The sequence below is a fragment of the Rhodococcus sp. 05-2254-2 genome (assembly GCF_002259095.1).
In the GTDB taxonomy this organism is placed as follows: Bacteria; Actinomycetota; Actinomycetes; order Mycobacteriales; family Mycobacteriaceae; genus Rhodococcoides.
In genome coordinates this window covers 475,717-499,430 of record NZ_NOZJ01000021.1, presented here as the reverse complement: position 1 = coordinate 499,430, position 23,714 = coordinate 475,717, and the positions used below count along the sequence as shown (strand labels likewise).

Sequence of the window (23,714 nt, the reverse complement as noted above, 5' to 3'; positions counted from 1 at the left end):
ACTCGATCGAGCACCGTCCATGTGGTTCCACCACAAGATAGCAATTCAGTAGCGCTGCCACAACACATACGGGAAATCGGCTAGACTGCGTGCTTATGACACAGTCTTGGGCTGAACAGCTAGTGGCCCGCGTCGCCGGTGAAGTTCGGCGGCTCCGAGGTAAGGAGCACTCGGCACTCTCAGCGGCGAAGCTTGCAGATCGCACCGTAGAGATCGGATATGGGATCTCGCGGTCGGTGGTCGCCGATCTGGAGACAGGGCGAAAGAAGACCATTGACGTGCCCGAGCTCCTCGTTCTTGCTGCAGCTCTTGGAGTTTCGCCGGCCCAGCTCGTCTTCCCAGATCTCCCCAGAGGCAAAGTCGAGGTGCTTCCTGGCCTGGAGCAGGAATCACACGGTGCTTTGCAGTGGTTCAGCGGCGAGGCAGGCTTGATGAAACCGTCCGCCGACTGGACCGATGCGGAGACAGAACAGCCCGTCGAAATATGGGCGCGGGAACAGTTCGATCCGAACAACGACAGAGTTGGTGTCACGCGCGAGTGGCTTCAGGCCCTTCACACGATGCGGCGCGCACGTGTACAGCTGCGAACTGGTTTGTCGGCGCGGGAGTCAACGGAGCACATCGAGACCATGCAGATGGCCTACGAGGACGCGCGCAGACGCGCAGAAGAGCTGTTTCACCGGATGACAGATCTACAGATGGCAATGGGCGAGGACGACAACGATGGCTAGAACTCAGCTGCCGCCACAGATTCGCAAGCTGACGATCACAGACCGCAAGACAGGTCGTGCAATCGTGCGGTACGAGGTCAGAGTCGACACCGGTAGCAGAACTACAACGCGCAAGAACCCCGACGGAACGACGACACAGATCGTCAATCGAACGCAGAGCAAGCGCAGATTTGCAACCGAGCAGGCAGCCCGCCAAGCACTCGCCGAGACTACGAACAAGGTTTCCAACGGCACGTTCATTCATTCGTCCGAGCTCACTCTTGCTCACGCCTGCGAGCGGTGGCTGGATTCGAAGCACAAGCTCAAGGAGTCGTCACTTCGGGGACATAGGGTCAACCTGCAGCCCGTGATCTCCGAGATTGGCGGCATCCCCGTACAGAAGCTGACCAAGACTGACATCGACAGCCTGGTCAAAAAACTCCGAGCGGGTGGCCTTGCCTTGCCGAACGGTCGAGCTCGAAAGCCCTGGTCCGCACGAACGGTCAACTACATGCTGAGCTTGCTGACGGCGATCCTCGACGATCAACTCAAGCAGGGCAGCATAATCCGAAACGTCGCCGCGATGGTCGATCGATTGCCGACCGAGGCCGTCGAAATGGAAACACTGTCGCAGGTAGAGGCGGAACGCCTACTGAAGTATGTCGACAGAGATCCAATGGCTCACGCTTGGCATCTTGCGCTTTCCGGGTTGAGACGCGGTGAGATCGCAGGCCTTCGTTGGTCCGACGTCGACTTCAAGAAGAACACCGTCTCTATTGCGAACAGCAGAGTTGCAGTCGGCTCTCGCATAGTCGAAGGCACACCGAAGAGCCGTCGCTCCAAACGACGACTCCCACTCCCGAAACCTCTGGCCGCAGCGCTGAAAGCCGCGAAAGCTCAGCAGGCGGAGGACAAACTCTTGCTGGGCGTCGACTACACCGACTCGATATACGTAGTTCGCCTTCCATCGGGTGAGGCCGTGCATCCGAACCTCCTGACCTTTCGCTGGAAGAAGGTCCTTAAAGCAGCGGGCCTGAAGTCCGTCCGTCTGCACGACGCCCGACATACTTGCGCGACTCTCATGCATCTGCAGGGTGTGCCGATCGCTGTCATCGCAGCGTGGTTGGGCCATGCGTCCGCAGCATTCACCCTGAGCGTCTACGCACATTCGCAGGAAGATGCTCTGTTGGAGGCTGCAAACAGCTTCAATTCTGGCAACCACAAACGGCACAAAAATTAGCAGGTCACTTCGCAGCTCCACATTTTCGACGCGTACCAGCTCAGAATTTTTGCCTCACTTTATATAACCGAGACCCTAGAATGGCGCAGAGTCATCGCGACTGGGTGGCGGTACGAAATCTTTAGGCCATTTCGTCTCATCCGTGTACCAGATACTATCGAGACACGCTTCGGAGAATCTGCACATGCTAAGATCTGCCGCCTCCAAGTTCGCCCATGACAGATCTGCGCCCGTAAAATTGGACCGACCGAGTCGGGTTCCCGCCATGTCGGCGTATTGCAAATTCGCATTCTGGAAGTTCGAGTTCCATAGAATCGCCCCATCGAGACTCGCGTACTCAAGATTTGACGAAAGGAATACTGCCGAACCCATGTGGCCTCGTATCTTGACAAATTTCATAGTTGATCCACTGAAATCAACAGCACGGAGCCCTCTGCTACCTGAGAATTTCGCACTCGTCAAATTACAATTGCGGAATACTGCACCGGCGACAACGGCATATTTCGCGTCCATTTGAGTCAAGTCACACCGGTCGAAAATAGCATCACCGAGCTTTGATCCGGCGAACTTGGCCGATTCCAGGTCGAGGCCGTGAAACTCAGTACTGCCGAAATCAAGTAGACGTAAATCTGCACGAGCGAGAGCCACGTTGACTTGCGACCATGAGGTGGGGTCAGTATCGGGAAGGCCCGCTCTATCCGTAATAATTCGGAAGATGGTTTGGCGAACCTCGGTATCAGGCTCAACGTCAAGCAGCTCACCCTGTTCGGTTACAACGTTAGGCCGCTCGCCCACTCCCGCGCGCAGATACGCGCGCAGGACGTCGACACAGACCTGGCGCTCAAGCAAGTTAGGAGGTTCGATCTGCAACCAATCATCGGCGAGCGACACCATTGCATAAACCCCCGCGAGACGAATGACAGGAGACGAGGAGGACAATTGCTCGGCAGCCAGTGCGAACCTGCTACGTAGATCTCGCACAACTTCTCGACGGTGGACCTCATGTCGCGCAGCAACTTGTTCAGTCATAAGAACGTCTGAGTGCCTGACAGCTTGAGCGGCCGCCGCCTTCGCATGCTCTAACTGCTGATGCGCAACAACATCGGCCGCTGTCGCGATCCTTTCATCGCTCAATCGCTTCTGATGACTGCTCCAATATGCGAGGCCACCGCCGACCAAGACACCAATGCCACCAAGAACGGTTCCTTGCCCTGGCTGAATCGGGATGCTTATCACCAGCGAAACAAGCGCCAGCGAGCCGCCCGACACGCCACAGACTATTGCAAACTTGGATAGTGCGCTGCGGTTCGACAGACGAGGAGCGAGATTTCGAGGCACGGTTGGCCAGCCTATCGGTCGAGCCGAAATGGATCGAACTCAACGTTCGATCGCAAGGAGCATGGGGCGCTCGTCTTCGACGCCCCAGCAATGATCTCCGATCGCGCTTCTTTCGCCGGCACGTTGCTGAATACCTAGCCGCGTGGGTTGATTAACAGCGGCCGGTGCAGCTGCGCTCCCTCAGGATGTTCGTAGTGATCCCATCCGAACGCGTGCTAGGAACGCTCCGTATCTTCACTGTAGGCAATGAACCGATTGTGAGGATGTCCCTCCGCCAAGACTTGTACGGCGTGGGTGCCGATGCCCAGTCCTCGTGAACCAGCAACGACCTCGCTGAGCTCAACTACGAGCCGCTCGCGACCAATCGTCTGTGCGTCGGAGCATCTACTATTGACTTCGAAGCATCGACCACGAGCCCAATACGTGCGACCTCGGCTTCATCCTCAGGGCCCCGAGCAGACTAGGGATCGCTGACGTAGTGGGCACTCCGTCCCACCTTGTCCTAGGGATCTCTTCCTTAGCCAGAATAGGCTGACAGTAAAGCGTTACGGGGTCCTCGAGCGGTGTCAGCTCTGCCCGAATCGAGTGGCCTGACGAGGTATCGTCCATGTGGTCGCATATAGATCTGACACCGTCCGGGACACTCAGTTTTTCTGAGATGTGTCAATATGTGTCACTCTCACGAGCGTTCGAACGTCCATGCACGTCCTAAACCGCCCCTGACCTGCGGAACAGTCGTGCCCCCAGTCGGACTCGAACCGACACTGTGCGGATTTTAAGTCCGCTGCCTCTGCCAATTGGGCTATAGGGGCCACCGCTGGACTCTGGCTCCAGCGGTGACGATCATATCGGGCTGCTACTGCGCCGGGATGACCGGCGGCACGAAGTCGAAGGTCATACCGAGAAGCCACACGAGCAGCAGGACCACCGGGAAGTGAAAGATGAACTGCAGGAACGTGAATCCGATCAGATCACGTGCTCGCAGACCCAGAACCGCCAGCAAGGGCAGCATGAAGAACGGGTTGATCAAGTTCGGCAGCGCCTCGGCCACGTTGTAGATCTGGACGGTCCAGCCGAGGTTCATCTGCACGTCGGTCGCCGACTGCATCACGTACGGGGCTTCGACGAGCCACTTGCCACCGCCCGAGGGAACGAAGAGTCCGAGTACAACGGTGTAGATCGCGATGACCACGGCGAAGCCTCCGCCGGATCCGATCTCGGTGAAGAAGGTCGCCAGATGCTCGGAGATCGTGACGCCTCCCCGTCCCTCCGCCTCGGTGAGCATGGCCGCCATCGCCGCGTACAAGGGAAACTGCACCAGGATCCCGGCCGTCGCGGGGACCGCTTTACTCACTGCATCGAGGAATCGCCGCGGGGTTCCGTGCAGCACCAGCCCGAGCATCAGGAACACCAAGAGATACCCGTTGAGGCTGCTGACCACCGACAGCACCGGCAGCGTCAACAACTGGGAGACAAGCCATCCCAGTGTCATGGCTCCCGCGAACAAGGGCAGAATTCGACTGTATTCGAGCCACTCACCCGGCCTCGAACGCGGAGCGGGCTCAGCGACGGTGTCGTCGAGATCGACCTCCATGTCTGCGGCAGTCTTGATCGCGGCACCCTTGGGAGCGGAGACGTGTGCGATGACGACCGTCAACACGATGATGATCACGCACATCAGCAACGACTGCCACGTGAAGATGGTCTTACCGAAGTCCAACACACCCGTCACCGAAAGCAGTGTGGCCGGAAGCGAACTCGCCGTCGCCTGCAGCTGCGCAGCCGAGGACGACATTCCCAGCGCCCACACCGCCCCGAGCCCCATGAACGCAGCCGCGCCCAGCGCTCGGTAGTCCACGCGGAGATCGTCACGCCGCGCGATGGCACGGGCCAGCAGTCCTGCGAAAACCAGCGATAGCCCCCAGTTGAGGAACGAGACCGAGCAGGACAGAAGAGCCACGAAACTGACTGCGCTACTGGAACTCTTGGGCACCTGCGCCAATCGGGTGATCAATCTGGCGACCGGCGGAGATGTAGCCACGACGTAGCCGGTGAGTACGACCATCGCCATCTGCAGGGTGAAGGCGGTCAGATCCCAGAAGCCGTTTCCAAACGCGTCGACGACGTTCTGCGGAGACGACCCGTTGGCAAAGGCAGCGACAGCAACGACCACCACGCCGACGAGAGCGAAGATGTAGGCGTCGGGAAACCACTTCTCGGTTCCCCTGGCGAGCATCTGCGCGACGCGCGCCAAACCTTTCTCGGCCGGCGCCTGATCGGCCGGAATCTGCTCGGCGGGTGACGTCATCGGTGGTCCTCACCTCGAAGGGAGCCGTGACGTGGGCCACAGCACCAGTAAGGTTTCACCGAATCATGCAGTGATGCAACCTACATCGCCGCAGACCGCATCTGCAGAATTGCAGATCAGATCTTGATGGACATCGCGATGCCGTCGAGGATGTCGTGCTCACTGACCGTCAACGAGCTCACGGCACCGCGTCGCTCGAACTCCTCGGCCAACACACTGCACACAATCGCTCCGCCGCCGATGACGTCGACCCGTCCGGGATGCATGGGGCCCAACGCACTTCGCTGCGTGTGGGTCATGCCGATGAGTCGCTCGCACACCTCGAAGAGCTGATCGAACGGCACTCGCGAAAGGTGCACGGCATCTGCGTCGTACTCGGGTAGTTCTTTGGCGATGGCGGCGATGGTGGTCATCGTGCCGGCAACCCCCACCCAGCTCGACGCGTCGCCGATCGACACTTCCTCGAACGCCTCCGCCAACTTCTCGCGGGCGTACTCACGCGCACCGTTGATCTCGTCCGCGGTGGGCGGGTCGGAATGCAGGAAACGCTCGGTCAGACGAACGCAGCCGATGTTGGCCGAGAACGCCGCCTTCACTCCTTTGGAGTCGCCCAGTACGAGCTCGGTGGAACCGCCGCCCAGATCGACAACCAGGAAAGGTCCTGCAGCAGAGTCGAGTTCACCGACAGCACCGGCGAAGGACAACCGAGCCTCCTCGTCGCCGGTGATCACCTCGGCTTCGGCACCGGGGATGACTTTGCCGAGTACCTCGCGCACCATCGAGAAGAAATCCTCGCGATTGGACGCATCACGTGTGGCCGAGGTGGCGACCATGCGCACTGCGGTGGCCCCGGTCTTGCGAATGATCTCGGCGTATTCGACCAACGCCACCCGGGTGCGCTCGATGGCCTCGGGAACGAATGCTCCGGTGGCGTCGACTCCCTGGCCGAGTCGCACGATGCGCATCTCACGAGCGACGTCGGCGAGGGATTTGCCGTTGTTGTCGGCGACGAGCAGGCGGATCGAGTTGGTGCCGCAATCTATTGCTGCAACCCTGGTCATGATTTCTCCGCACGTAGTTCTTCGATGGTCGGCCAGTCGGCCGGAATAGCTTTGCCGCGCAACGAATTCTCGGCGGCCAACGCAACCGACTCATCACCCAGCGGGTTGACGCCCGGGCCCTTGGCCAACGAGTGCGCGATCAGCACATGGAGGCACTTGACCCGATCGGGCATGCCACCACCGGTGAAATCGGTTCCGAGAGATTCGATCTCGTCACGCTCGGCCAGATAGGACTGATGGGCGCGCATGTATGCCGCAGCCAATTCCGGGTCGGTACCGAGACGTTCGGTCATCTCGCGCATCACGCCGGCCGATTCCTGCCGGCTCGCCTCGGCCGTCAGCCGCGGGTCCGTCAAGTAGAACAGGGTGGGAAAAGGCGTGCCGTCGGGCAGCTTCGGGGCGGTTTTCACCACACCAGGCCTGCCGTCCGGAGATCGGTACGCGATCTCGAGTACGCCACGCGGTTCACGTCCGAGCTGCGATGCGACCGCATCGAGATCTTCCTGCGAGACTGCCGAGGAATTCACCCGACCGGTCCTCCTTCTGGTTCTGGCACCGGCGGCACGGCCGGCGCGGGTTCTGGCTGTACGAGAGGCATCGGTGCGGACGTCGGCTCCGGGGGCTCGTCCGATCCCTGTGGCTGGACCGCGGTGTTCCACAATTCCGTGTACCACGGTCCCTTCGGAGTGTTGTCCACTGCGAGGTCCTCGGAGCTCGGCGAGTAGTCGCCGGGCAGCTGCACCTGATAGGGCGTCTCTCCCGGCATGACGAAACGCAGACGTTCGCGAGCGTCGGCCGCAATGCGGGACGGCTCGTCGAGTTGAGACTTCTGAACCTGCAGGCGGCTGACGTCGTCTTGCAGCGCCTGCCGTTCGGCCAGCACGGATTCGAGCTCACTGCGTTGCGAAAAGTAGGTACGCAGCGGTACTGCCAGCGTCAGTGCCAGCGCACACACCACGACACCGAGAATGACGGCTCGTCCGGTGGACAGTCCGAAGAACGTTCGCTCGGGCATCTTGGGCCGGCGAACTCCGACGTGTCGGGGCGCGGCCTTGCCACCGACCACCGCGTCGCGCACCTGCTCGGAGGGTTCCGGCGGGGTGGCCTGCCGGCCGGAGGCGTTCGCGTCACGCGAGACGCCCCCGGCCTTGGACCGACTCGAAGAGGAGGAACGGCCACGGGGTCGGGGATCACGTCCACCTGGACTGGTCCCGGACCTGCCGCGCCGTGCCATCATTCACTCTCCACTTCGTGTCATACGAGCCTGTTCGCTATCCCTCGTAATTGAACCGGGGGAAAGACAACTCGCCGGCGTAACGCGCCGCGTCGCCCAGAGCTTCTTCGATACGCAGCAACTGGTTGTACTTGGCCACGCGCTCGCTTCGAGCCGGAGCACCGGTCTTGATCTGGCCGCTGCCGACGGCAACTGCCAGGTCAGCGATGGTGGTGTCCTCGGTCTCGCCGGACCGGTGGCTCATCATCGTCTTGTAGCCGTTGCGGTGCGCGAGATCGACTGCGTCGAGGGTCTCGGTGAGCGTGCCGATCTGGTTGACCTTGACCAGCAGTGCGTTGGCCGCACCCTTGACGATGCCGTCTTCGAGACGCTCGGGGTTGGTGACGAAGAGATCGTCGCCGACGATCTGCACCTTGTCGCCGATGGCCTCGGTGAGCGCAACCCAGCCGTCCCAGTCGTTCTCGTCGAGCGGATCCTCGATGGAAACGAGCGGGTAGGCGTCGACGAGCTCGCCGTAGAACGCCGACATCTCCTCGGCGGACTTGGTCTCACGCTCGAAGGCGTAGCCGGTGCCTGCGGTGTAGAACTCGGTGGCCGCCACGTCGAGAGCGAGCGCAACGTCCTGACCGGGCTTGAGGCCGGTCTTGCCGATGGCCTCGAGGATGAGATCGAGGGCAGCCTTGGTGCCGGCGAGGTCGGGAGCGAAGCCGCCCTCGTCGCCGAGGCCGGTGCCCAGGCCCTTGGCCTTGAGCACGGACTTGAGTGCGTGGTAGACCTCCGCACCCCAGCGCAGCGACTCTTTGAAGGTCGGTGCGCCGATGGGGGCGATCATGAATTCCTGCACGTCGACGCCACTGTCGGCGTGCGCGCCACCGTTGATGATGTTCATCATCGGAACGGGGAGGATGTGCGCGTTGGGGCCACCGAGGTAGCGGAAGAGTTCGAGTCCGGTGGACTCGGCAGCGGACTTCGCGACCGCGAGCGAAACACCGAGCAGGGCGTTCGCGCCGAGGCGAGACTTGTCGGGCGTGCCGTCCAGGTCCAACAGAGCCTGGTCGACGGTGCGCTGCTCGATGGCGTCCAGGCCGATGACCGCGGGAGCGATCTCGTCCAGCACTGCATTGACGGCCTTCTCGACACCCTTGCCGCCGTAGCGGTCTCCGCCGTCACGAAGCTCGACGGCCTCGTGCTCGCCGGTGGATGCACCGGAGGGAACGGCGGCGCGACTCAACGTCCCGTCGTCCAATGCGACCTCGACCTCGATCGTGGGGTTGCCACGAGAATCGAGGATTTCGCGCGCTCCGACCTGCTCAATGATGGCCACGAATGCTTCTCCTATAAACGGGTACCGACGGACTGTGCCGGGTGCAAGACTAACCGCTCCCCTGTGATGTCCGCGATGCATGGAGGTCCTACGGCCTGGTGCCCACCGAGTACGCGGCCGCACGATCGCGCACATCCCGCAGATACTGACCCGACAGGTTGTAGGCCATCAACGCCGTCTCCCAGCCCTGCGCGGTCCGCAGATCACCGCCACGCGCACACAGGTATCGAGCCGCGGTCAGCGCAGCGTCGTCGATGTTGTCGGGATCGGCGACGCCATCGCCGTTGGCGTCGACACCCCATTTCTTCCACGTCTCGGGAATGAACTGCATGGGGCCCATGGCCCGGTCGAACTCGGTGTCACCGTCCATGACGCCGCCGTCGGTGTCCGGAATTTCGGCGACGCCCGGTCCGCCGTCGAGAGGAATTCCGCGGATCGGCGGTGCGACGAGGCCGTCGGGCGCGACCGACGAACCCTGGTAGGTGCCGTGCCGACTTTCGATGTAGCCGATTCCGGCGAGCGTCGTCCACGCGATTCCGCAATCGGCATCCGTCTCGGTCATGATCGCCGCCGCGTGCCCGTACGACGCCAACGCGGTCACCGAAATGCCCAACGCTTCGGTCTGCGGTTCGGCCCAGGCGAGCAACAGATCGGCCGTCCGCCCGGGCGCGTTGAAATCGATGGCCGGTACTTCGGTGCCGGGGCCGGGCGGGATGCCCTCGGGAATCTCGCGCTCGGGTTCGCCGGTGCCGCACGCCGTCAACGCGAGAAGGACCGACGCTGTGGCGAGCACGCAGATACGGGAGATCACCACTCCATCCTGCACACGCAAGGTAATAGAAAGCTAAAGACCGAGATAACCCCTGGTCAACGCGCATTCGGGCCGGGTTGCAGGGTGTATGTTCTGGTCAGCCCTCACGCATGAGGGTCGCCTACCCTTTGCGAGGGAAGGCGTACCAATGTTCGACGCACCGCAGGAGCCTGATTCATGCCAGTTCTCGCCGCCGCAGGCTCAGCGCCGTCGATTGCCACCCAGATGTTCGGCAGTGGCTTGATCGGACTGCGCGAAGGGCTCGAGACCGGCATCGTCGTGATGATCCTCGTCGCGTTCCTCGTCAAAGCCGATCGCCGCGACGCGCTCAAGTGGGTCTGGCTGGGAGTAGGCCTTGCCGTCGCCATGGTCGCCGCCATCTTCTTCGTGATCCACTACGGCACGTCCACCGTCACCGGGCTGACCGCCGAGATCATTGCCGGAGCGGCGTCACTCGTCGCTGTGGTGATCGTGACGGCGATGGTGCTGTGGATGCGCACCGCCGCGAAGAACATCTCCGGAGAACTGCGGGCGAACATGGAGAAGGCGCTGACAGTCGGGCCCGCTGCCGTCCTGACGCTGGCGTTCTTCGCCGTCGGCCGCGAAGGCGTCGAAACCGCGTTGCTCATGGTCGGCTACGCCGAGAACACCAACGGCAGCCTGTGGCCACTGCTGGGGCTGCTGCTCGGAATCGTCGTCGCCGCCGTGCTGACGGTATTCCTCTACTTCGGTGCCGTGCGCGTCAACTTCGCGGTGTTCTTCGAGTACACCGGCATCTTCCTGATCGTCGTCGCCGCCGGAATCCTCGCCTACGGCATCCGCGCACTGCAGATCGGTGGAGTCCTGCCCGGCGGCAGCACCGTCGCCTTCGACATCACCGCACACTTCGACGCCTCGAGCTGGTACGGCACCGTGCTCGCCGGCATCTTCAACTTCCGGCCCGAACCCACTGTGTTCCAAGCGATCGCGTGGGTGCTCTACATCGTGATCGTCCTCTACCTCTTCCTCCGCCCGGTCCGCGTTCCCGCGACACCCGAGCCAGCACTGCAATCCTCCTGAAAGGCACCACCACCATGCGTCGTACCACCTACGCTCTGGCCGCCGTCGCGGTTCTGCCGATGGCTCTGGCCGGATGCACCGAGAAGTCCTCCACCGAGGCCGCGTCGGGCGATATTGTTGTCACCGCGACCGACTCCTCGTGCGACGTCGGCGCTTCCGAGGGCACCACCGGAAACTCGACGTTCCAAATCACCAACAACGGCAGCAAGGTCACCGAGTTCTACGTCTACGGCCAGGGTGACCGCGTCATGGGTGAGGTGGAGAACATCGGACCCGGCCTGACGCGTCAGCTCATCGTCGCCCTGCCCGATCCCGGCACGTACCAAACCGCCTGCAAGGCAGGGATGGTGGGCGACGGCATCCGCGCCGATTACGTCGTCACCGGCGACTCGGTCCGCACCGCGGACGAGGACGGACTCCTCACCGAGGCCGCAGCCGGGTACAAGCGGTACGTCGTCAGCCAGATCGATGCCTTGCAGGACACTACTGCCTCGTTCGTCACCGCTGTCAAGAGCGGAGACGTCGACGCGGCCAAGACCCAATTCCCCATCACGCGTAGCTATTACGAGCGTATCGAGCCCGTCGCCGAGAGCTTCCCCGACGACCTCGACCCCCGCATCGATCTGCGTGAACCCGACGTGGAGCCCGGGGCCGAATGGACCGGCTTCCACCGCATCGAGAAGGACCTGTGGACGCAGGGTTTGCAGCCCGACACCAACGCGATGGCCGATCAGTTGCAGGCAGACATCACCGAACTGGCCGACAAGATCAAGGCCGAAGACTTCACCATCGACCCGATCCAGGTGGCAGGCGGCGCACAGGGATTGCTCGACGAGGTCGCCAAGACCAAGATCAGCGGCGAAGAGGACTTCTTCTCGCACACCGACCTGTGGGACTTCCAGGCCAACGTCGACGGCTCGCAGGCCGCCATCGCCGCCGTCCGCCCCATCCTCGACGAGCGCAACGCCGAGCTGGGCACCGCGATCGACGCACGCTTCGCCGAACTCGATGCCGAACTCGCCAAGTACCGCAACGGCGACGGCTTCGTCTTCTACGACACCGTGACCGAGCCGCAGCGCCAGGAACTGTCCAACAAGATCGACGCATTGTCCGCCGAAGTGAGCCAGGTGCAGGGTGTCGTTGCCGGACAATAAGACTGGAACCTTCTCCCGGCGGCGCCTCTTCGGTGCCGTCGGGACCGGTGCTGCACTCGTCGGAGTCGGCGCACTCGCGGGACACGCAACGGCGTCGGGTGCCGAGGTGCCGACATCGGACGTCGTCGAATTCCGCGGAGAGCACCAGGCCGGAATCGTCACCCCGGCACAGGATCGCATGCACTTCGTCGCCTTCGACATCACCACCGACTCCCGCAACGAATTCGTTGCGCTGCTGAAGAAGTGGACGCTGATGGCCGAGCGTCTCACTCGCGGCGAGGAGACGTTCGACGGCGGCGCGGTCGACGGCGGGCAGTACAACCCACCCACCGATACGGGCGAAGCTCTCGGTCTGACGGCGTCGTCGCTGACGTTGACCATCGGTTTCGGTCCGAGCATGTTCGATCGCTTCGACCTAGCGTCGAAAAGGCCAGCGTCCCTTGCCGATCTGCAGCACTTCCCTGCCGACAACCTCGATCCCGCACGCTCCGGCGGAGACCTGTGCATCCAGGCCTGCGCCGACGACCCCCAGGTGGCCGTCCACGCCATCCGCAACCTCGCTCGCGTCGGCTTCGGCACCGTGTCGGTCAAGTGGTCGCAACTCGGGTTCGGTCGCACCTCGTCCACCTCGACCACCCAGGCGACCCCTCGAAACCTGTTCGGCTTCAAGGACGGAACGGCCAACCTCAAGGCCGAGGACCCGACACTGCTGAACGACAACGTGTGGGTTGCTGCCGACGACGATCAGGAATGGATGGCCGGCGGCTCCTACCTCGTGGCGCGTCGAATCCGCATGCTCATCGAATCCTGGGATCGCACCACCCTGAAAGAACAAGAGCGAGTGATCGGACGCAGCAAGGGAACCGGTGCGCCGCTGGGACAGAAGGACGAATTCGACGCCCTCGACTTCGAATCCCAAGGTCCTGAGGGCACCTTCATCGACAAGACCGCGCACGTGCGCTTGGCGTCGAAGGAAAACCTCGGTGGCGTCCAACTCCTGCGTCGGGGATACAACTTCACCGACGGATCCGACGGCTTCGGCCATCTCGACGCCGGCCTGTTCTTCATCGCCTACTGCCGCGACCCACTGACCCAATTCGTCCCGATGCAACTGGCACTCTCGCGCAAGGACGCACTGAACGAATACATCCAACACGTCGGGTCTGCGGTATTCGCCTGCCCACCCGGCGTCGAAGAATCCGAGTACTGGGGTTCGACGCTGTTCGAGTAGGCGGGCCCCGCCACCCCCGTCCGCGTCAATGGACCCTTGCATACGTCTGACCTCTGCAAGGGTTCATTCACGCGAAAACCCGGTCCACGTGGATGGCACACTGCATACGTCTGGGCGCTGCAGTGGTCCATTGACGCGGTCGAGCGGTGAGTTTGTACAGTCGGCTCGGTCCATACGTCGTACGTTCTATCATCGACTTCGGGAGCACACATGGGACAGCTTGTTCGGGTACAGAACTTCACCGTGTCGAGCGACGGAATCGCTGCGGGGGTCGAACAGAGCTTCGAGAGCCCGTTCGGACTCGACCATCTGGCCCTGATGGGGTGGTACTTCGGCACCGCCAGCTTCCCTGGAAACGCCGGTTCGGGTGATAGTCGCGGACTCGACGACTACTTCGCCCGCGACTTCGCGAACAACATCGGTGCCGAGATCATGGGCCGGCACAAGTTCGGACCCCAACGCGGACCGTGGACCGACCACGAATGGCAGGGCTGGTGGGGTGACGAGCCGCCGTTCCACACTCCAGTCTTTGTGCTCACCCACCACGAGCGACCCTCGATCACGCTCTCCGACACAACGTTTCACTTTGTCGACGGGGAGCCCTCCGAAGTACTGAAGCAAGCAAAGGAGGCGGCCGACGGTAGGGACGTGCGACTCGGCGGCGGCGTCACCAGTATTCGGGAATTCCTCGACGCCGATCTCGTCGACACCATGCACATCGTCGTCTCGCCCATCGAATTCGGCTCGGGCCTGAAGCTGTGGGATTCACCCGACGAGTTGAACGACAGATTCGAGCACGAGGTCGTACCCAGTAGCAGCGGCATCACTCATCACTTGTTCTGGCGCAAGTAGTGGGTGAATCAATGCGGCTTTGTTGCACTCTGACCGACTGAACCCCACATTGATCCCAACCCGAGGGACGAGGGTACGGAGAGAGGGCGGGCGGCGGCGGGGAATGTCAGCCCCGCAGACCCCAGTGTTCGATCCAGTCGAGTGCGGACATCTCCCCCGGCCCGATGCCTGCGTTGCGGGCCGAGGCTTCGGCATTACGGATCAACGCAGCGAAATCCAGTACCCGACGCCTCAGCAGGTCCTCGGCACTGTCTCCTCCGTGTGAGTGGTCGATCCCGATGTGTACGACGCGTAGGCCGTCGGGGATCAGCTCGTCGGGCAGGCCTGCCTTGGTGGCCCGTCCGATCACTTTCTGTGCCAGGGCGAGTGACGGCTGAGACAGGGCGATTCCGTCGACGCAGGATCCGCGTGCCTTCTCCGACGCCTTCTTCTCTTCCCAGGCTCGCTCTTGTTCGGCGATGTCGATGGGGCCATTACCCGTTCGACCGAGGTGCGGGCTGCGATGGGTGAGTTTGGCGACCAGTCCTGCGGCGACGTCGTCGACATCGAACGCGTTCTCGGCGGCATCCTGCGCAATTCTGGAATGGAACAGCACCTGCAGCAACAGGTCTCCGAGTTCTTCGCGCAAGTCCACCAGGTTGCCCGCGGCGATCGCGTCGAGCAGCTCGTACGTTTCTTCCAGCAGGTAGCCGCGCAACGACTCGTGGGTCTGCTGCGCTTCCCATCCGCCGAGGGTGCGCAGCCGATCCATGAGCCGGACCGCCGCGATGAGGTCGTCACCGGGCAGCTTCTCGCCGGCGATGACCCGTTCTCCGCGTGCAATCCGTTCCTGGACGTCGGGGTTGGCGGGATCGGTGCTCACCAGCACCGCGTCGACGGCGTCGGGCGCAGCGGTTCCCGAGAACAGCCACCGCACTCGCACCGGCACTTCTTCGGTGAATTGCACTGCACCGCCGAGGAATTCGACAGCATCAACCGGCACTTGCGTGGGCCGAACAGGGTCGAGCAGAACTACCGTCACCGCTACACCCCCACTGTTTGCTCCAACAACACCGACCGAGATGGCTTACCGTCCAAGGATAGGATGAGATCGGCGATGAACTGCACCAATTCGACGTCGCGTACGCGCGCCGCCCCCACTCCGCCGCCTTCGACGCGCGGCAGCGGCAACTGCACCACACCGGTCGTCGCCCGGTAGGCAGCGCTCGGGTAGAGCCGCTTGAGGCGGATCTGCTTGGAATCGGGTAGGTCCATCGGAGCCAGCTTCACCTGCGTTCCGGCAACATTGACGTCGGTCAGGCCGTATTCCTTGGCGATCAGCCGCAGCTTGGCGATGGAGACCAGTCGACCCACCTCCTCGGGCAGCGGACCGTACCGGTCGACGAGTTCTTCGATGACCGCGTCGATGCCCTCGGAATCGGCTGCCGCAGCGAGCTTTCGGTAACCCTCGAGGCGCAACCGATCGCTGGTGACGTAGTCGGGTGGAATGTTGGCGTCGACGGGCAGGTCGATGCGCACTTCCTTGGGAGCTTCGTCGGTGGTGATGGGCTTTCCGTCGGCGGCCGCGCGGTACGCCTCGACTGCTTCACCGACGAGCCGCACGTACAGGTCGAATCCGACGCCTGCGACGTGGCCGGACTGCTCGGCTCCCAGAACGTTTCCGGCACCGCGGATTTCGAGGTCCTTCATCGCCACGGCCATACCGGCTCCGAGGTCGGAGTTCTGCGAGATGGTCGCAAGTCGGTCGTAGGCGGTTTCGGTGAGCGGCTTCTCGGGCGGGTACAGGAAGTACGCGTAACCACGCTCGCGGCTACGGCCCACTCGGCCACGCAGCTGGTGCAACTGCGACAGGCCGAGCGAATCGGACCGCTCCACGATCAGGGTGTTGGCGTTGGAGATGTCGAGGCCCGTCTCGATGATGGTGGTACACACCAGGACGTCGGTCTCGCGCTGCCAGAACCCTTGCACGGTGCGCTCGAGTGTTTCCTCGTTCATCTGACCGTGCGCCGTCGCCACCCTGGCCTCCGGCACCAGATCGCGAATCTTCTTGGCGGCCTTGTCGATCGAGCTGACTCGGTTGTGCACGAAGAACACCTGGCCGTCACGCAGCAGCTCACGCCTGATGGCCGCGGCGACCTGCTTGTCGTTGTACGCACCCACGTAGGTGAGCACCGGGTGCCGCTCCTCGGGCGGAGTGAGAATGGTCGACATCTCGCGGATGCCGGCCAGGCTCATCTCGAGCGTTCGCGGGATCGGAGTCGCAGACATCGTCAGGACGTCGACGTGGGTTCGAAGCGACTTGATGTGCTCCTTGTGCTCGACGCCGAAGCGCTGCTCCTCGTCGACGATGACCAATCCGAGGTCCTTCCAAGCGACACCGGTCTGCAACAACCGGTGCGTACCGACGACGATGTCGACCGTACCGTCGGCCAGCCCGGCCATGACCTCTTTGGATTCGGAACCGTGAGTGAAGCGCGAGAGCCCCTTGACGGTCACCGGGAACGACGCCATACGGGCAGTGAAAGTCTGCAGATGCTGTTGCGCCAGAAGCGTTGTCGGCACCAGCACGGCGACCTGCTTCCCGTCCTGCACCGCCTTGAATGCGGCGCGAACCGCGATCTCGGTCTTGCCGTAGCCGACGTCACCGAGAATGACGCGGTCCATCGGAACCGCCTTCTCCATGTCGGCCTTGACGTCGGTGATGGCCGTCATCTGGTCGACCGTCTCGGTGAATCCGAACGCATCTTCCATCTCGAGCTGCCACGGGGTGTCGGGTCCGAAGGCGTGCCCAGGAGCGGCCTGACGAGCCGCGTACAGCTGCACCAGCTCGCCGGCGATCTCGCGAACTGCCTTGCGCGCCTTGCGTTTGGTGTTGGCCCAGTCGGATCCACCGAGCTTGCTCAGAGACGGGAGCTCGCCGCCGACGTAACGCGAGAGCTGATCGAGCGAGTCCATCGGGACGAAGAGTCGGTCTCCGGGATGGCCACGCTTGCTGGGTGCGTACTCGACGACCAGGTATTCGCGTCGGGCACCACCGATGGTGCGTTCGACCATCTCGACGAATCGGCCGATGCCGTGCTGATCGTGCACGACACTGTCGCCGGCGACGAGGGCGAGCGGATCGACCTGATTACGACGCTTCGCCGGGAGCTTGCGTCCCTCGCCCGCTGCGGCCACGCGGTTGCCGGTCAGGTCGCTCTCGGTGACGACCACGAGTTTCGCGTCGGGAAACACCAGACCGTCGTGCAACGATCCGCACAGGACGTTCACGACGTCGACGACCGGGACCGCACCGGAATCGAGATGTGCTGCAGGCACTTCGGCCTCGGCGAGGCGTTCGATGATGCGGGTGGCGGTGCCAGCGCCCGCGACGGAGATGACCGCGCGACCACCGGTGGCGATGTGCGCCCGCAGGGTGGCGAACAGGGCCGTCAGTGCCTCCTCGGACCCACGGACCTCAGGGACCGAATCGACGGCGAGCTCGACTTCTTCGCCATTGCCGGACGCCAGCGGGCTGATGGTCCACCACGGCCGGCCGTGCACCTGCGCGGACTCGCGAACCTGTCGAAGCGAACGGTAGGCCGAGGCACCGAGATCGAGTGACGCCCCTTCGAGGCTGGAGGTGTCGAGTGTCGAGGTATCGAGCGGCGCAGCTCCACCGATCGATGCTGCCGTCCAGGATGCTTCGAGGAACTCCTGGCCCGTGCGCACCAGATCGGTTGCGCGCGTGCGGATTCGCTCGGGGTCGCAGAGCAACACGTGTGTTCCCGCGGGAAGGGTATCGGCGAGCAACTGCAATTCACCCGGCTGCAGCAGCGGCAGCAACGCCTCCATGCCCTCGACCGGGACGCCGGCGGACAGCTTGTCGAGCATCTCGACCAACGCGGTGTCGCCGGCATTGTCGGCTGCGAGAACCGCGGCACGGTCGCGAACTTCCTGCGTGAGAAGCAGTTCGCGGCACGGCGGAGCGATGACGAGATCGACCTCGTGATCGGGCAACGAACGCTGATCGGAGACCGCGAACGCTCGGAGCTCGGTGATCTCGTCGCCCCAGAATTCCACGCGCACCGGGTGATCTGCCGTCGGCGAGAAGAGGTCGAGGATGCCGCCGCGGACGGCGAACTCGCCGCGCTTGCCGACCATGTCCACGCGTAGGTAGCCGAACTCGACGAGTCGGTGGATCAAGCCGTCGAAGTCGATGTCCAGCCCGACCTTCAGGGTGATGGGTTCGATCTCGCCGAGACCGGGTGCCATGGGCTGCACCAGCGAACGGACGGTGGTGACGATGACGCGCAGAGGATCGCCGTAATCGGTGTCGCCGGGGCGGGCCAGCCGGCGGAGTACGTCCAGTCGCTTGCCGACCGTGTCGGCGCTCGGTGAGAGTCGCTCGTGCGGAAGCGTCTCCCACGACGGGAACATGACAACTCCGCCGCCGAGGATCTGACGCAGTTCGTCGGTGAGATCGTCCGCTTCACGCCCGGTGGCGGTGACGATCAACAACTGCGTGTGCTGAGCGATCGCGGCGGCGACGAACGGGCGAACCGAGTGCGGTCCGATGAGCGTGTGCTCGGCGGTTCCGATCGCATCGGCGACGGCCACCATGGACGAATCCGTCAGCGCGACGCTGGCCAGACCCGAGAGTTGCAGCGCCGCGTCGGGAACGATCGGGGCCGGCCCGGATGGAGAAATGGCAGGCAGAGAATCGGAAGACAACAGCAATGCTCCTAGAAGCGATTCGAGGCGACGGCTGCATACGCACAGTCGTGACCGAGTCTATGGGAGCACACCGACAGCTCGGCAGGCGGGAGACGCCGGGCTCGTCGACGGCAAGGCCCTACCTCTATCCCGACGCCTCACATGCGATCAACGGTGAATACCCGGATCGACTGTGCGACGACGTAGCGGCTTTCGTTGCGAAGAACTCGTGAGTTACGGGCCGAAGCGGATGACTCGACGCGCCGCGAATTCGCGGAAGTAGTCCAGCTTGTTGGCGGGAACCAGAGCCGGCAGGAGGTAGTACCAGAGACGCTCCATGCGCGACGGCAGTTCCTCGGTGGTGGAGGTGGCAACCGCAACCATGTGCACGCCGGCCAGGATCTCGAGTACGAGCGAACCGATGGTGCGCGAGTCCGAGTTGGGGTCGATGTCGCCCTGCGCGATGGCCTTGGCGGCGAGCTTGTCGAACGAATCGCTCCACCCGGCCATGACATTGCCTTCGGTGCCGCGGTAATCGCCGATCTGATGGCTCAGCCGGAGCATGGCCGAGACCATGGGGTCACTGACCGAAAGGTCGACGACGATGTAGGAGATGCCGATCGCCGCCTCGAGTGCGGGGATGCGACCGTCGTTGAACTGCATGCACGCAGTGGTCAGCCGAGCGTTGCCCTCGTCGATGACCGCACGTGCGAGCTCTTCCTTGGAACCGAAGTGGAAGTACAGAGCGCCTTTGGTGACCTGGGACTGAGAGATGATCTCGCTGAGACTCGCGTTCGCGTACCCCAGGCGCAGAAATACGTTCGCTGCGCCCGCGAGCACGGTGTCGCGGGTTATTTCAGCGCGGGCCTGCCTGACCATGGGATCCGCCTTCGCAATTCTGAACTGCCACTGCGCAAATTACGCCCGAACGGTACCACTGACTTGCTTTACGTCTCGTGCCAACATGCATCGGTCCGATCGAGCCTTACGCCGTCTGTGACACAGCTCTCATGGCCGACAAAGGGGACGATACCCCCTCTTTAACCGCGAAGAGACGAAACCGAGTTCTCATTCCTCGGTCAATCGAGGGTCGGCCTCCAGATTCGTCAGCCCGTTCCAGCACAGGTTGACCACATGCGCCGCAACCACTTCTTTCGACGGTGTTCGCACGTCGAGCCACCACTGTGCCGTCATCGACACCATTCCGACCAGCGCCTGGGCGTACATCGGCGCGAACTCGGGATCGAGTCCGCGGCGTGAGAAATCCCCGGCCAGCATGTGCCCGACGCGACCGATGGCCTCGTTGAGCAACGACGAGTACTTGCCGTCCTCGGCAGCCGCAGGGGAATCGCGCACGAGAATGCGGAAACCGTCGGTGCGGTCCTCGATGTAGGTGAGTAGTGCAAGTGCGACACGTTCGACGCGAATCCGCGAGCGATTGAGGTCGAGTGATTTGGTGATCATGCCGAGAAGCGTCGACATCTCCCGATCGACGATGACGGCGTAGAGACCTTCCTTACCGCCGAAGTGCTCGTAGACGACCGGCTTGGACACGTTCGCGCGCCCGGCGATCTCCTCGACCGACGCGGCCTCGTACCCGCGTTCGGCGAACAGCGTGCGCCCCACCTCGATCAACTGCTCGCGCCGTTGCGTTCCTGTCATTCGGACTCGAGGTGTGCGTTCCTGCTCCGAGGCTGCGCCTGTCATCGAAAACCGCTCCCGTTACCGACCCTGCATTTTCGACGCCGGACTCGACGCCTCCCCCACACTAACGATGTCCGATCCATCCGTTTGGCCCTGCGGGAGTGGAGCCTGCAGGAACGACCCGGAGGGCGGGAGTGGAGCCTGCAGGAACGACCCGGAGGGCGGAATCTTCATCGCGGTTCGACTCACCACCACCTCGCGTGCGAGGATCGTTGCGCTCAGTGGGAGCGCAGCGGCAAACGAATGAGTCGTTCGATTCGTCGGCCACTGGCGAAACCGCTGGCCGTTTATCCGCCGTGGTGTAATGGCAGCACCTCTGATTTTGGTTCAGATAGTTCAGGTTCGAGTCCTGGCGGCGGAGCGAGCAACATCATTCGTGCATACCGTCTTCGCGTTACCGCCTGAGGAGCTCAATGCCTGTGCAGACCGCCGTGGTCGTTCTCGCTGCGGGTGCAGGTACCCGAATGCGGTCGAAGACTCCAAAGGTTCTGCATCCCCTCGCCGGCCGCACCATGCTCGCGCATGCCCTCCACGCGGCCGCCGACCTGGGTCCCGACCACCTGGTGACCGTCGTCGGACATGATCGCGAACGAGTGACCGAGGCCGTCCAGGACCTCGCGGCCACCTTCGGGCGCACGATTCACACCGCAGTCCAGGATCGTCAGCTCGGCACCGGACATGCCGTGCAGTGCGGCCTGGCCGCACTGCCCGACGATTTCGAGGGCACGATCCTCGTCACCGCCGCCGACGTGCCCCTGCTCGACGGCCACACTCTCAAAGCTCTGCTCGACGAGCACCTGAGCGCCCCCAGGCCCGCTGCCGCCACGGTGCTGACCTTCGTCCCGGACGATGCGAACGGCTACGGCCGTATCGTCCGCACCGACGACGGCGAGGTGGCCGAGATCGTCGAGCACGCCGACGCCACCCCAGCCCAGGTGCTGATCGGTGAGGTCAACTCCGGCGTCTACGCGTTCGACGCCGTGGCGCTGCGTACCGCCCTGGGCAAACTCAGCACCGCGAACGCCCAGCACGAGCTGTATCTGACCGACGTCGTCAAGATCAGCAAGGCCGACGGCAAAGCCGTCTACGGCACCCAGCTCGCCGATCCCGATCTGGTGGTGGGCGTCAACGACCGCGTCCAGCTGGCGCACGTCACCTCCGTGTTGAACCGTCACATCGTCGAACGACACATGCGGGCAGGCGTCACCGTCGTCGATCCATCGACCACCTGGATCGACATCGACGTCACCCTCGGCGCGGACGTCCGCATCGAACCCGGCGTCCAGCTCCACGGCAAGACCCACATCGCCGACGACGCGGTCGTCGGACCGGACTCGACCCTGCGTGACGTCGAGATCGGCGAGCGCGCGTCGGTCGTGCGCACCCACGCCGAGCAGGCCGTGATCGGACCGGATGCCACCGTCGGACCGTTCACCTACCTGCGTCCCGGCACGGTCCTGGGCGAGAGCGGCAAACTCGGTGCCTACGTCGAGACCAAGAACGCGACGATCGGCCGCAACACCAAGGTCCCGCACCTCACCTACGTCGGCGATGCCACGATCGGCGACCACAGCAACATCGGCTGCTCCAACGTCTTCGCCAACTACGACGGCGTCAACAAGAGCCGCACGGAAATCGGATCCCATGTGCGGACCGGTTCCGACTCGACGTTCGTCGCTCCCGTTCATGTGGGCGACGGCGCTTACACCGGTGCAGGAACAGTGGTTCGGGACGATGTTCCTCCCGGCGCGCTGGCCGTCTCCGGTGGCAAGCAACGCAATATCGAAGGCTGGGTCATCGACAACAGGCCCGGAACCGAAGCTGCGAAAGCAGCGGCGCTCGCAGATCGTGATCGGCAAGAACAAAAGGACGGCGAAGAGCAGTGACCACCCCTAATTGGATCGACAACCAGAAGAACCTGATGTTGTTTTCTGGTCGAGCACATCCGGAGTTGGCCGAGCAGGTCGCCAAGGAACTCGGGATCGACGTCACCCCGCAGACCGCGCGTGACTTCGCCAACGGCGAGATCTTCGTTCGCTTCGAGGAGTCGGTCCGCGGATCGGACGCCTTCGTGCTGCAGTCGCATCCGTTCCCGCTCAACACGTGGCTGATGGAACAGCTCATCATGATCGACGCGCTCAAGCGCGGATCGGCCAAGCGAATCACCGCGATCCTGCCGTTCTACCCGTACGCGCGTCAGGACAAGAAGCACCGGGGACGCGAGCCCATCTCCGCTCGTCTGGTCGCTGACCTGCTCAAGACCGCCGGTGCCGACCGCATCATCACCGTCGACCTGCACACCGATCAGATCCAGGGCTTCTTCGACGGACCCGTCGATCACATGCACGCACACAGCCAGCTCGCCGATCACATCCGGGCGACCTACAGCCTCGAGCACATCACCGTCGTCTCCCCCGACTCCGGCCGCGTACGCGTCGCCGAGAAGTGGGCCGACTCGTTCGACGGTGCGCCGCTGGCGTTCATCCACAAGACGCGTGACCCGTTGGTGCCCAACCAGGTCAAGTCCAACCGCGTCGTCGGTGACGTCGAAGGCCGCACCTGCATCCTCATCGACGACATGATCGACACCGGCGGCACCATCGCCGGTGCCGTGAAGGTGCTCAAAGAAGCCGGAGCCGGTGACGTCGTCATCGCCGCCACCCACGGAGTTCTGTCCCACCCGGCCGCCGAGCGGCTCGCGAACTGCGGTGCCAAGGAAGTCGTCGTCACCAACACCCTGCCGATCAGTGACGAGAAGCGCTTCGAAACGCTGACCGAGCTCTCGATCGCGCCGCTGCTGGCTCGCACCATCCGCGAGGTCTTCGAAAACGGCTCCGTCACAAGCTTGTTCAACGGCAGCGCATAGCCTTTTCGGGTCACTCCGCAGGCTCCACTCCCGACCTTCAGGTCTGTTTCACCCCGCCCCGCCCGCTCTCCGTCCGCTCTGCATGAACTACGTCACGTCCGTGACCGGAACCTGCAGCTCGCGAGAC

General features: G+C 63.2%; 20 protein-coding genes and 2 tRNA genes. 10 read left to right on the top strand and 12 right to left on the bottom strand.

The window, feature by feature from the left end:
• Nucleotides 1–95: 95 nt before the first annotated feature.
• Together CH283_RS25220 and CH283_RS25215 are read left to right on the top strand one after the other, a co-directional pair.
• The gene (locus CH283_RS25220) at nucleotides 96–731 is read left to right on the top strand and encodes a helix-turn-helix domain-containing protein (RefSeq protein ID WP_094639593.1); all 636 of its coding nucleotides are present in this window, start codon (nucleotides 96–98) and stop codon (nucleotides 729–731) included.
• Nucleotides 724–1,950, top strand: a complete 1,227-nt coding sequence (locus CH283_RS25215) for a tyrosine-type recombinase/integrase (protein WP_094639592.1) — start codon at nucleotides 724–726, stop codon at nucleotides 1,948–1,950. The genes CH283_RS25220 and CH283_RS25215 overlap by 8 nt, the downstream gene beginning before the upstream one ends.
• Before the next feature lie 75 nt (nucleotides 1,951–2,025).
• Here the strand turns inward: CH283_RS25215 and CH283_RS25210 are convergent, their stop codons facing one another.
• The 8 genes from CH283_RS25210 to CH283_RS25175 all read right to left on the bottom strand — a co-directional run bounded on the left by CH283_RS25210 (nucleotide 2,026) and on the right by CH283_RS25175 (nucleotide 10,026).
• Nucleotides 2,026–3,219: a pentapeptide repeat-containing protein gene (locus CH283_RS25210; RefSeq protein ID WP_094639591.1), complete on the bottom strand. Its 1,194-nt coding sequence runs from the start codon at nucleotides 3,217–3,219 to the stop codon at nucleotides 2,026–2,028.
• Nucleotides 3,220–4,026: 807 nt separating this feature from the next.
• Nucleotides 4,027–4,100, bottom strand: a tRNA-Leu gene (locus CH283_RS25205).
• A gap of 44 nt (nucleotides 4,101–4,144) precedes the next feature.
• Nucleotides 4,145–5,596, bottom strand: coding sequence for a short-chain fatty acid transporter (locus CH283_RS25200; protein WP_094639590.1), 1,452 nt, complete (start codon nucleotides 5,594–5,596; stop codon nucleotides 4,145–4,147).
• Between the two features lie 116 nt (nucleotides 5,597–5,712).
• On the bottom strand, nucleotides 5,713–6,657 hold the full coding sequence (locus CH283_RS25195) for a Ppx/GppA phosphatase family protein (protein WP_094639589.1): 945 nt from the start codon (nucleotides 6,655–6,657) through the stop codon (nucleotides 5,713–5,715).
• Complete coding sequence (locus CH283_RS25190) at nucleotides 6,654–7,184, bottom strand: DUF501 domain-containing protein (RefSeq protein WP_094639588.1); 531 nt, start codon at nucleotides 7,182–7,184, stop codon at nucleotides 6,654–6,656. The genes CH283_RS25195 and CH283_RS25190 overlap by 4 nt, the downstream gene beginning before the upstream one ends.
• A complete protein-coding gene (locus CH283_RS25185) occupies nucleotides 7,181–7,894 on the bottom strand; it encodes an FtsB family cell division protein (RefSeq protein WP_255183330.1) in 714 nt (237 codons plus the stop codon). The genes CH283_RS25190 and CH283_RS25185 overlap by 4 nt, the downstream gene beginning before the upstream one ends.
• A 34-nt stretch (nucleotides 7,895–7,928) precedes the next feature.
• The gene (gene eno / locus CH283_RS25180) at nucleotides 7,929–9,215 is read right to left on the bottom strand and encodes a phosphopyruvate hydratase (RefSeq protein ID WP_094639587.1); all 1,287 of its coding nucleotides are present in this window, start codon (nucleotides 9,213–9,215) and stop codon (nucleotides 7,929–7,931) included.
• An 88-nt stretch (nucleotides 9,216–9,303) separates the two neighbouring features.
• On the bottom strand, nucleotides 9,304–10,026 hold the full coding sequence (locus tag CH283_RS25175; protein WP_094639811.1) for a lytic transglycosylase domain-containing protein: 723 nt from the start codon (nucleotides 10,024–10,026) through the stop codon (nucleotides 9,304–9,306).
• Nucleotides 10,027–10,203: 177 nt separating this feature from the next.
• On the opposite strand from CH283_RS25175, the gene efeU reads away from it, so the two are divergent.
• The 4 genes from efeU (at nucleotide 10,204) to CH283_RS25155 (ending at nucleotide 14,322) form a co-directional block, all read left to right on the top strand.
• Complete coding sequence (gene efeU, locus CH283_RS25170; protein ID WP_094639586.1) at nucleotides 10,204–11,085, top strand: iron uptake transporter permease EfeU; 882 nt, start codon at nucleotides 10,204–10,206, stop codon at nucleotides 11,083–11,085.
• A gap of 14 nt (nucleotides 11,086–11,099) precedes the next feature.
• On the top strand, nucleotides 11,100–12,239 hold the full coding sequence (gene efeO / locus CH283_RS25165; protein WP_068046530.1) for an iron uptake system protein EfeO: 1,140 nt from the start codon (nucleotides 11,100–11,102) through the stop codon (nucleotides 12,237–12,239).
• Nucleotides 12,220–13,470: an iron uptake transporter deferrochelatase/peroxidase subunit gene (efeB, locus tag CH283_RS25160; RefSeq protein WP_094639585.1), complete on the top strand. Its 1,251-nt coding sequence runs from the start codon at nucleotides 12,220–12,222 to the stop codon at nucleotides 13,468–13,470. The genes efeO and efeB overlap by 20 nt, the downstream gene beginning before the upstream one ends.
• Nucleotides 13,471–13,680: 210 nt before the next feature.
• Complete coding sequence (locus CH283_RS25155) at nucleotides 13,681–14,322, top strand: dihydrofolate reductase family protein (protein ID WP_094639584.1); 642 nt, start codon at nucleotides 13,681–13,683, stop codon at nucleotides 14,320–14,322.
• A 106-nt stretch (nucleotides 14,323–14,428) separates the two neighbouring features.
• Here CH283_RS25155 and CH283_RS25150 read toward each other — a convergent pair whose 3' ends face one another.
• Nucleotides 14,429–15,343, bottom strand: a complete 915-nt coding sequence (locus CH283_RS25150; RefSeq protein ID WP_094639583.1) for a MazG family protein — start codon at nucleotides 15,341–15,343, stop codon at nucleotides 14,429–14,431.
• A 2-nt stretch (nucleotides 15,344–15,345) separates the two neighbouring features.
• A complete protein-coding gene (mfd, locus tag CH283_RS25145; RefSeq protein ID WP_255183360.1) occupies nucleotides 15,346–18,924 on the bottom strand; it encodes a transcription-repair coupling factor in 3,579 nt (1,192 codons plus the stop codon).
• 161 nt (nucleotides 18,925–19,085) lie between these two features.
• On the opposite strand from mfd, the gene CH283_RS28515 reads away from it, so the two are divergent.
• Complete coding sequence (locus CH283_RS28515) at nucleotides 19,086–19,250, top strand: hypothetical protein (RefSeq protein WP_176460590.1); 165 nt, start codon at nucleotides 19,086–19,088, stop codon at nucleotides 19,248–19,250.
• A gap of 1 nt (nucleotide 19,251) precedes the next feature.
• Here CH283_RS28515 and CH283_RS25135 read toward each other — a convergent pair whose 3' ends face one another.
• Both CH283_RS25135 and CH283_RS25130 read right to left on the bottom strand, forming a co-directional pair.
• Nucleotides 19,252–19,896, bottom strand: a complete 645-nt coding sequence (locus tag CH283_RS25135; protein ID WP_068049844.1) for a ScbR family autoregulator-binding transcription factor — start codon at nucleotides 19,894–19,896, stop codon at nucleotides 19,252–19,254.
• Nucleotides 19,897–20,085: 189 nt separating this feature from the next.
• Nucleotides 20,086–20,724 carry a TetR/AcrR family transcriptional regulator gene (locus CH283_RS25130; RefSeq protein ID WP_068049842.1) on the bottom strand — a complete coding sequence of 213 codons (639 nt, stop codon included), beginning with the start codon at nucleotides 20,722–20,724 and terminating at the stop codon, nucleotides 20,086–20,088.
• A 287-nt stretch (nucleotides 20,725–21,011) separates the two neighbouring features.
• On the opposite strand from CH283_RS25130, the gene CH283_RS25125 reads away from it, so the two are divergent.
• The 3 genes from CH283_RS25125 (at nucleotide 21,012) to CH283_RS25115 (ending at nucleotide 23,587) form a co-directional block, all read left to right on the top strand.
• Nucleotides 21,012–21,082, top strand: a tRNA-Gln gene (locus CH283_RS25125).
• 52 nt (nucleotides 21,083–21,134) lie between these two features.
• A complete protein-coding gene (glmU, locus tag CH283_RS25120; protein ID WP_094639581.1) occupies nucleotides 21,135–22,607 on the top strand; it encodes a bifunctional UDP-N-acetylglucosamine diphosphorylase/glucosamine-1-phosphate N-acetyltransferase GlmU in 1,473 nt (490 codons plus the stop codon).
• On the top strand, nucleotides 22,604–23,587 hold the full coding sequence (locus CH283_RS25115; RefSeq protein ID WP_082898903.1) for a ribose-phosphate diphosphokinase: 984 nt from the start codon (nucleotides 22,604–22,606) through the stop codon (nucleotides 23,585–23,587). Before glmU ends, CH283_RS25115 begins: the two co-directional genes overlap by 4 nt.
• Nucleotides 23,588–23,714 lie beyond the last annotated feature (127 nt).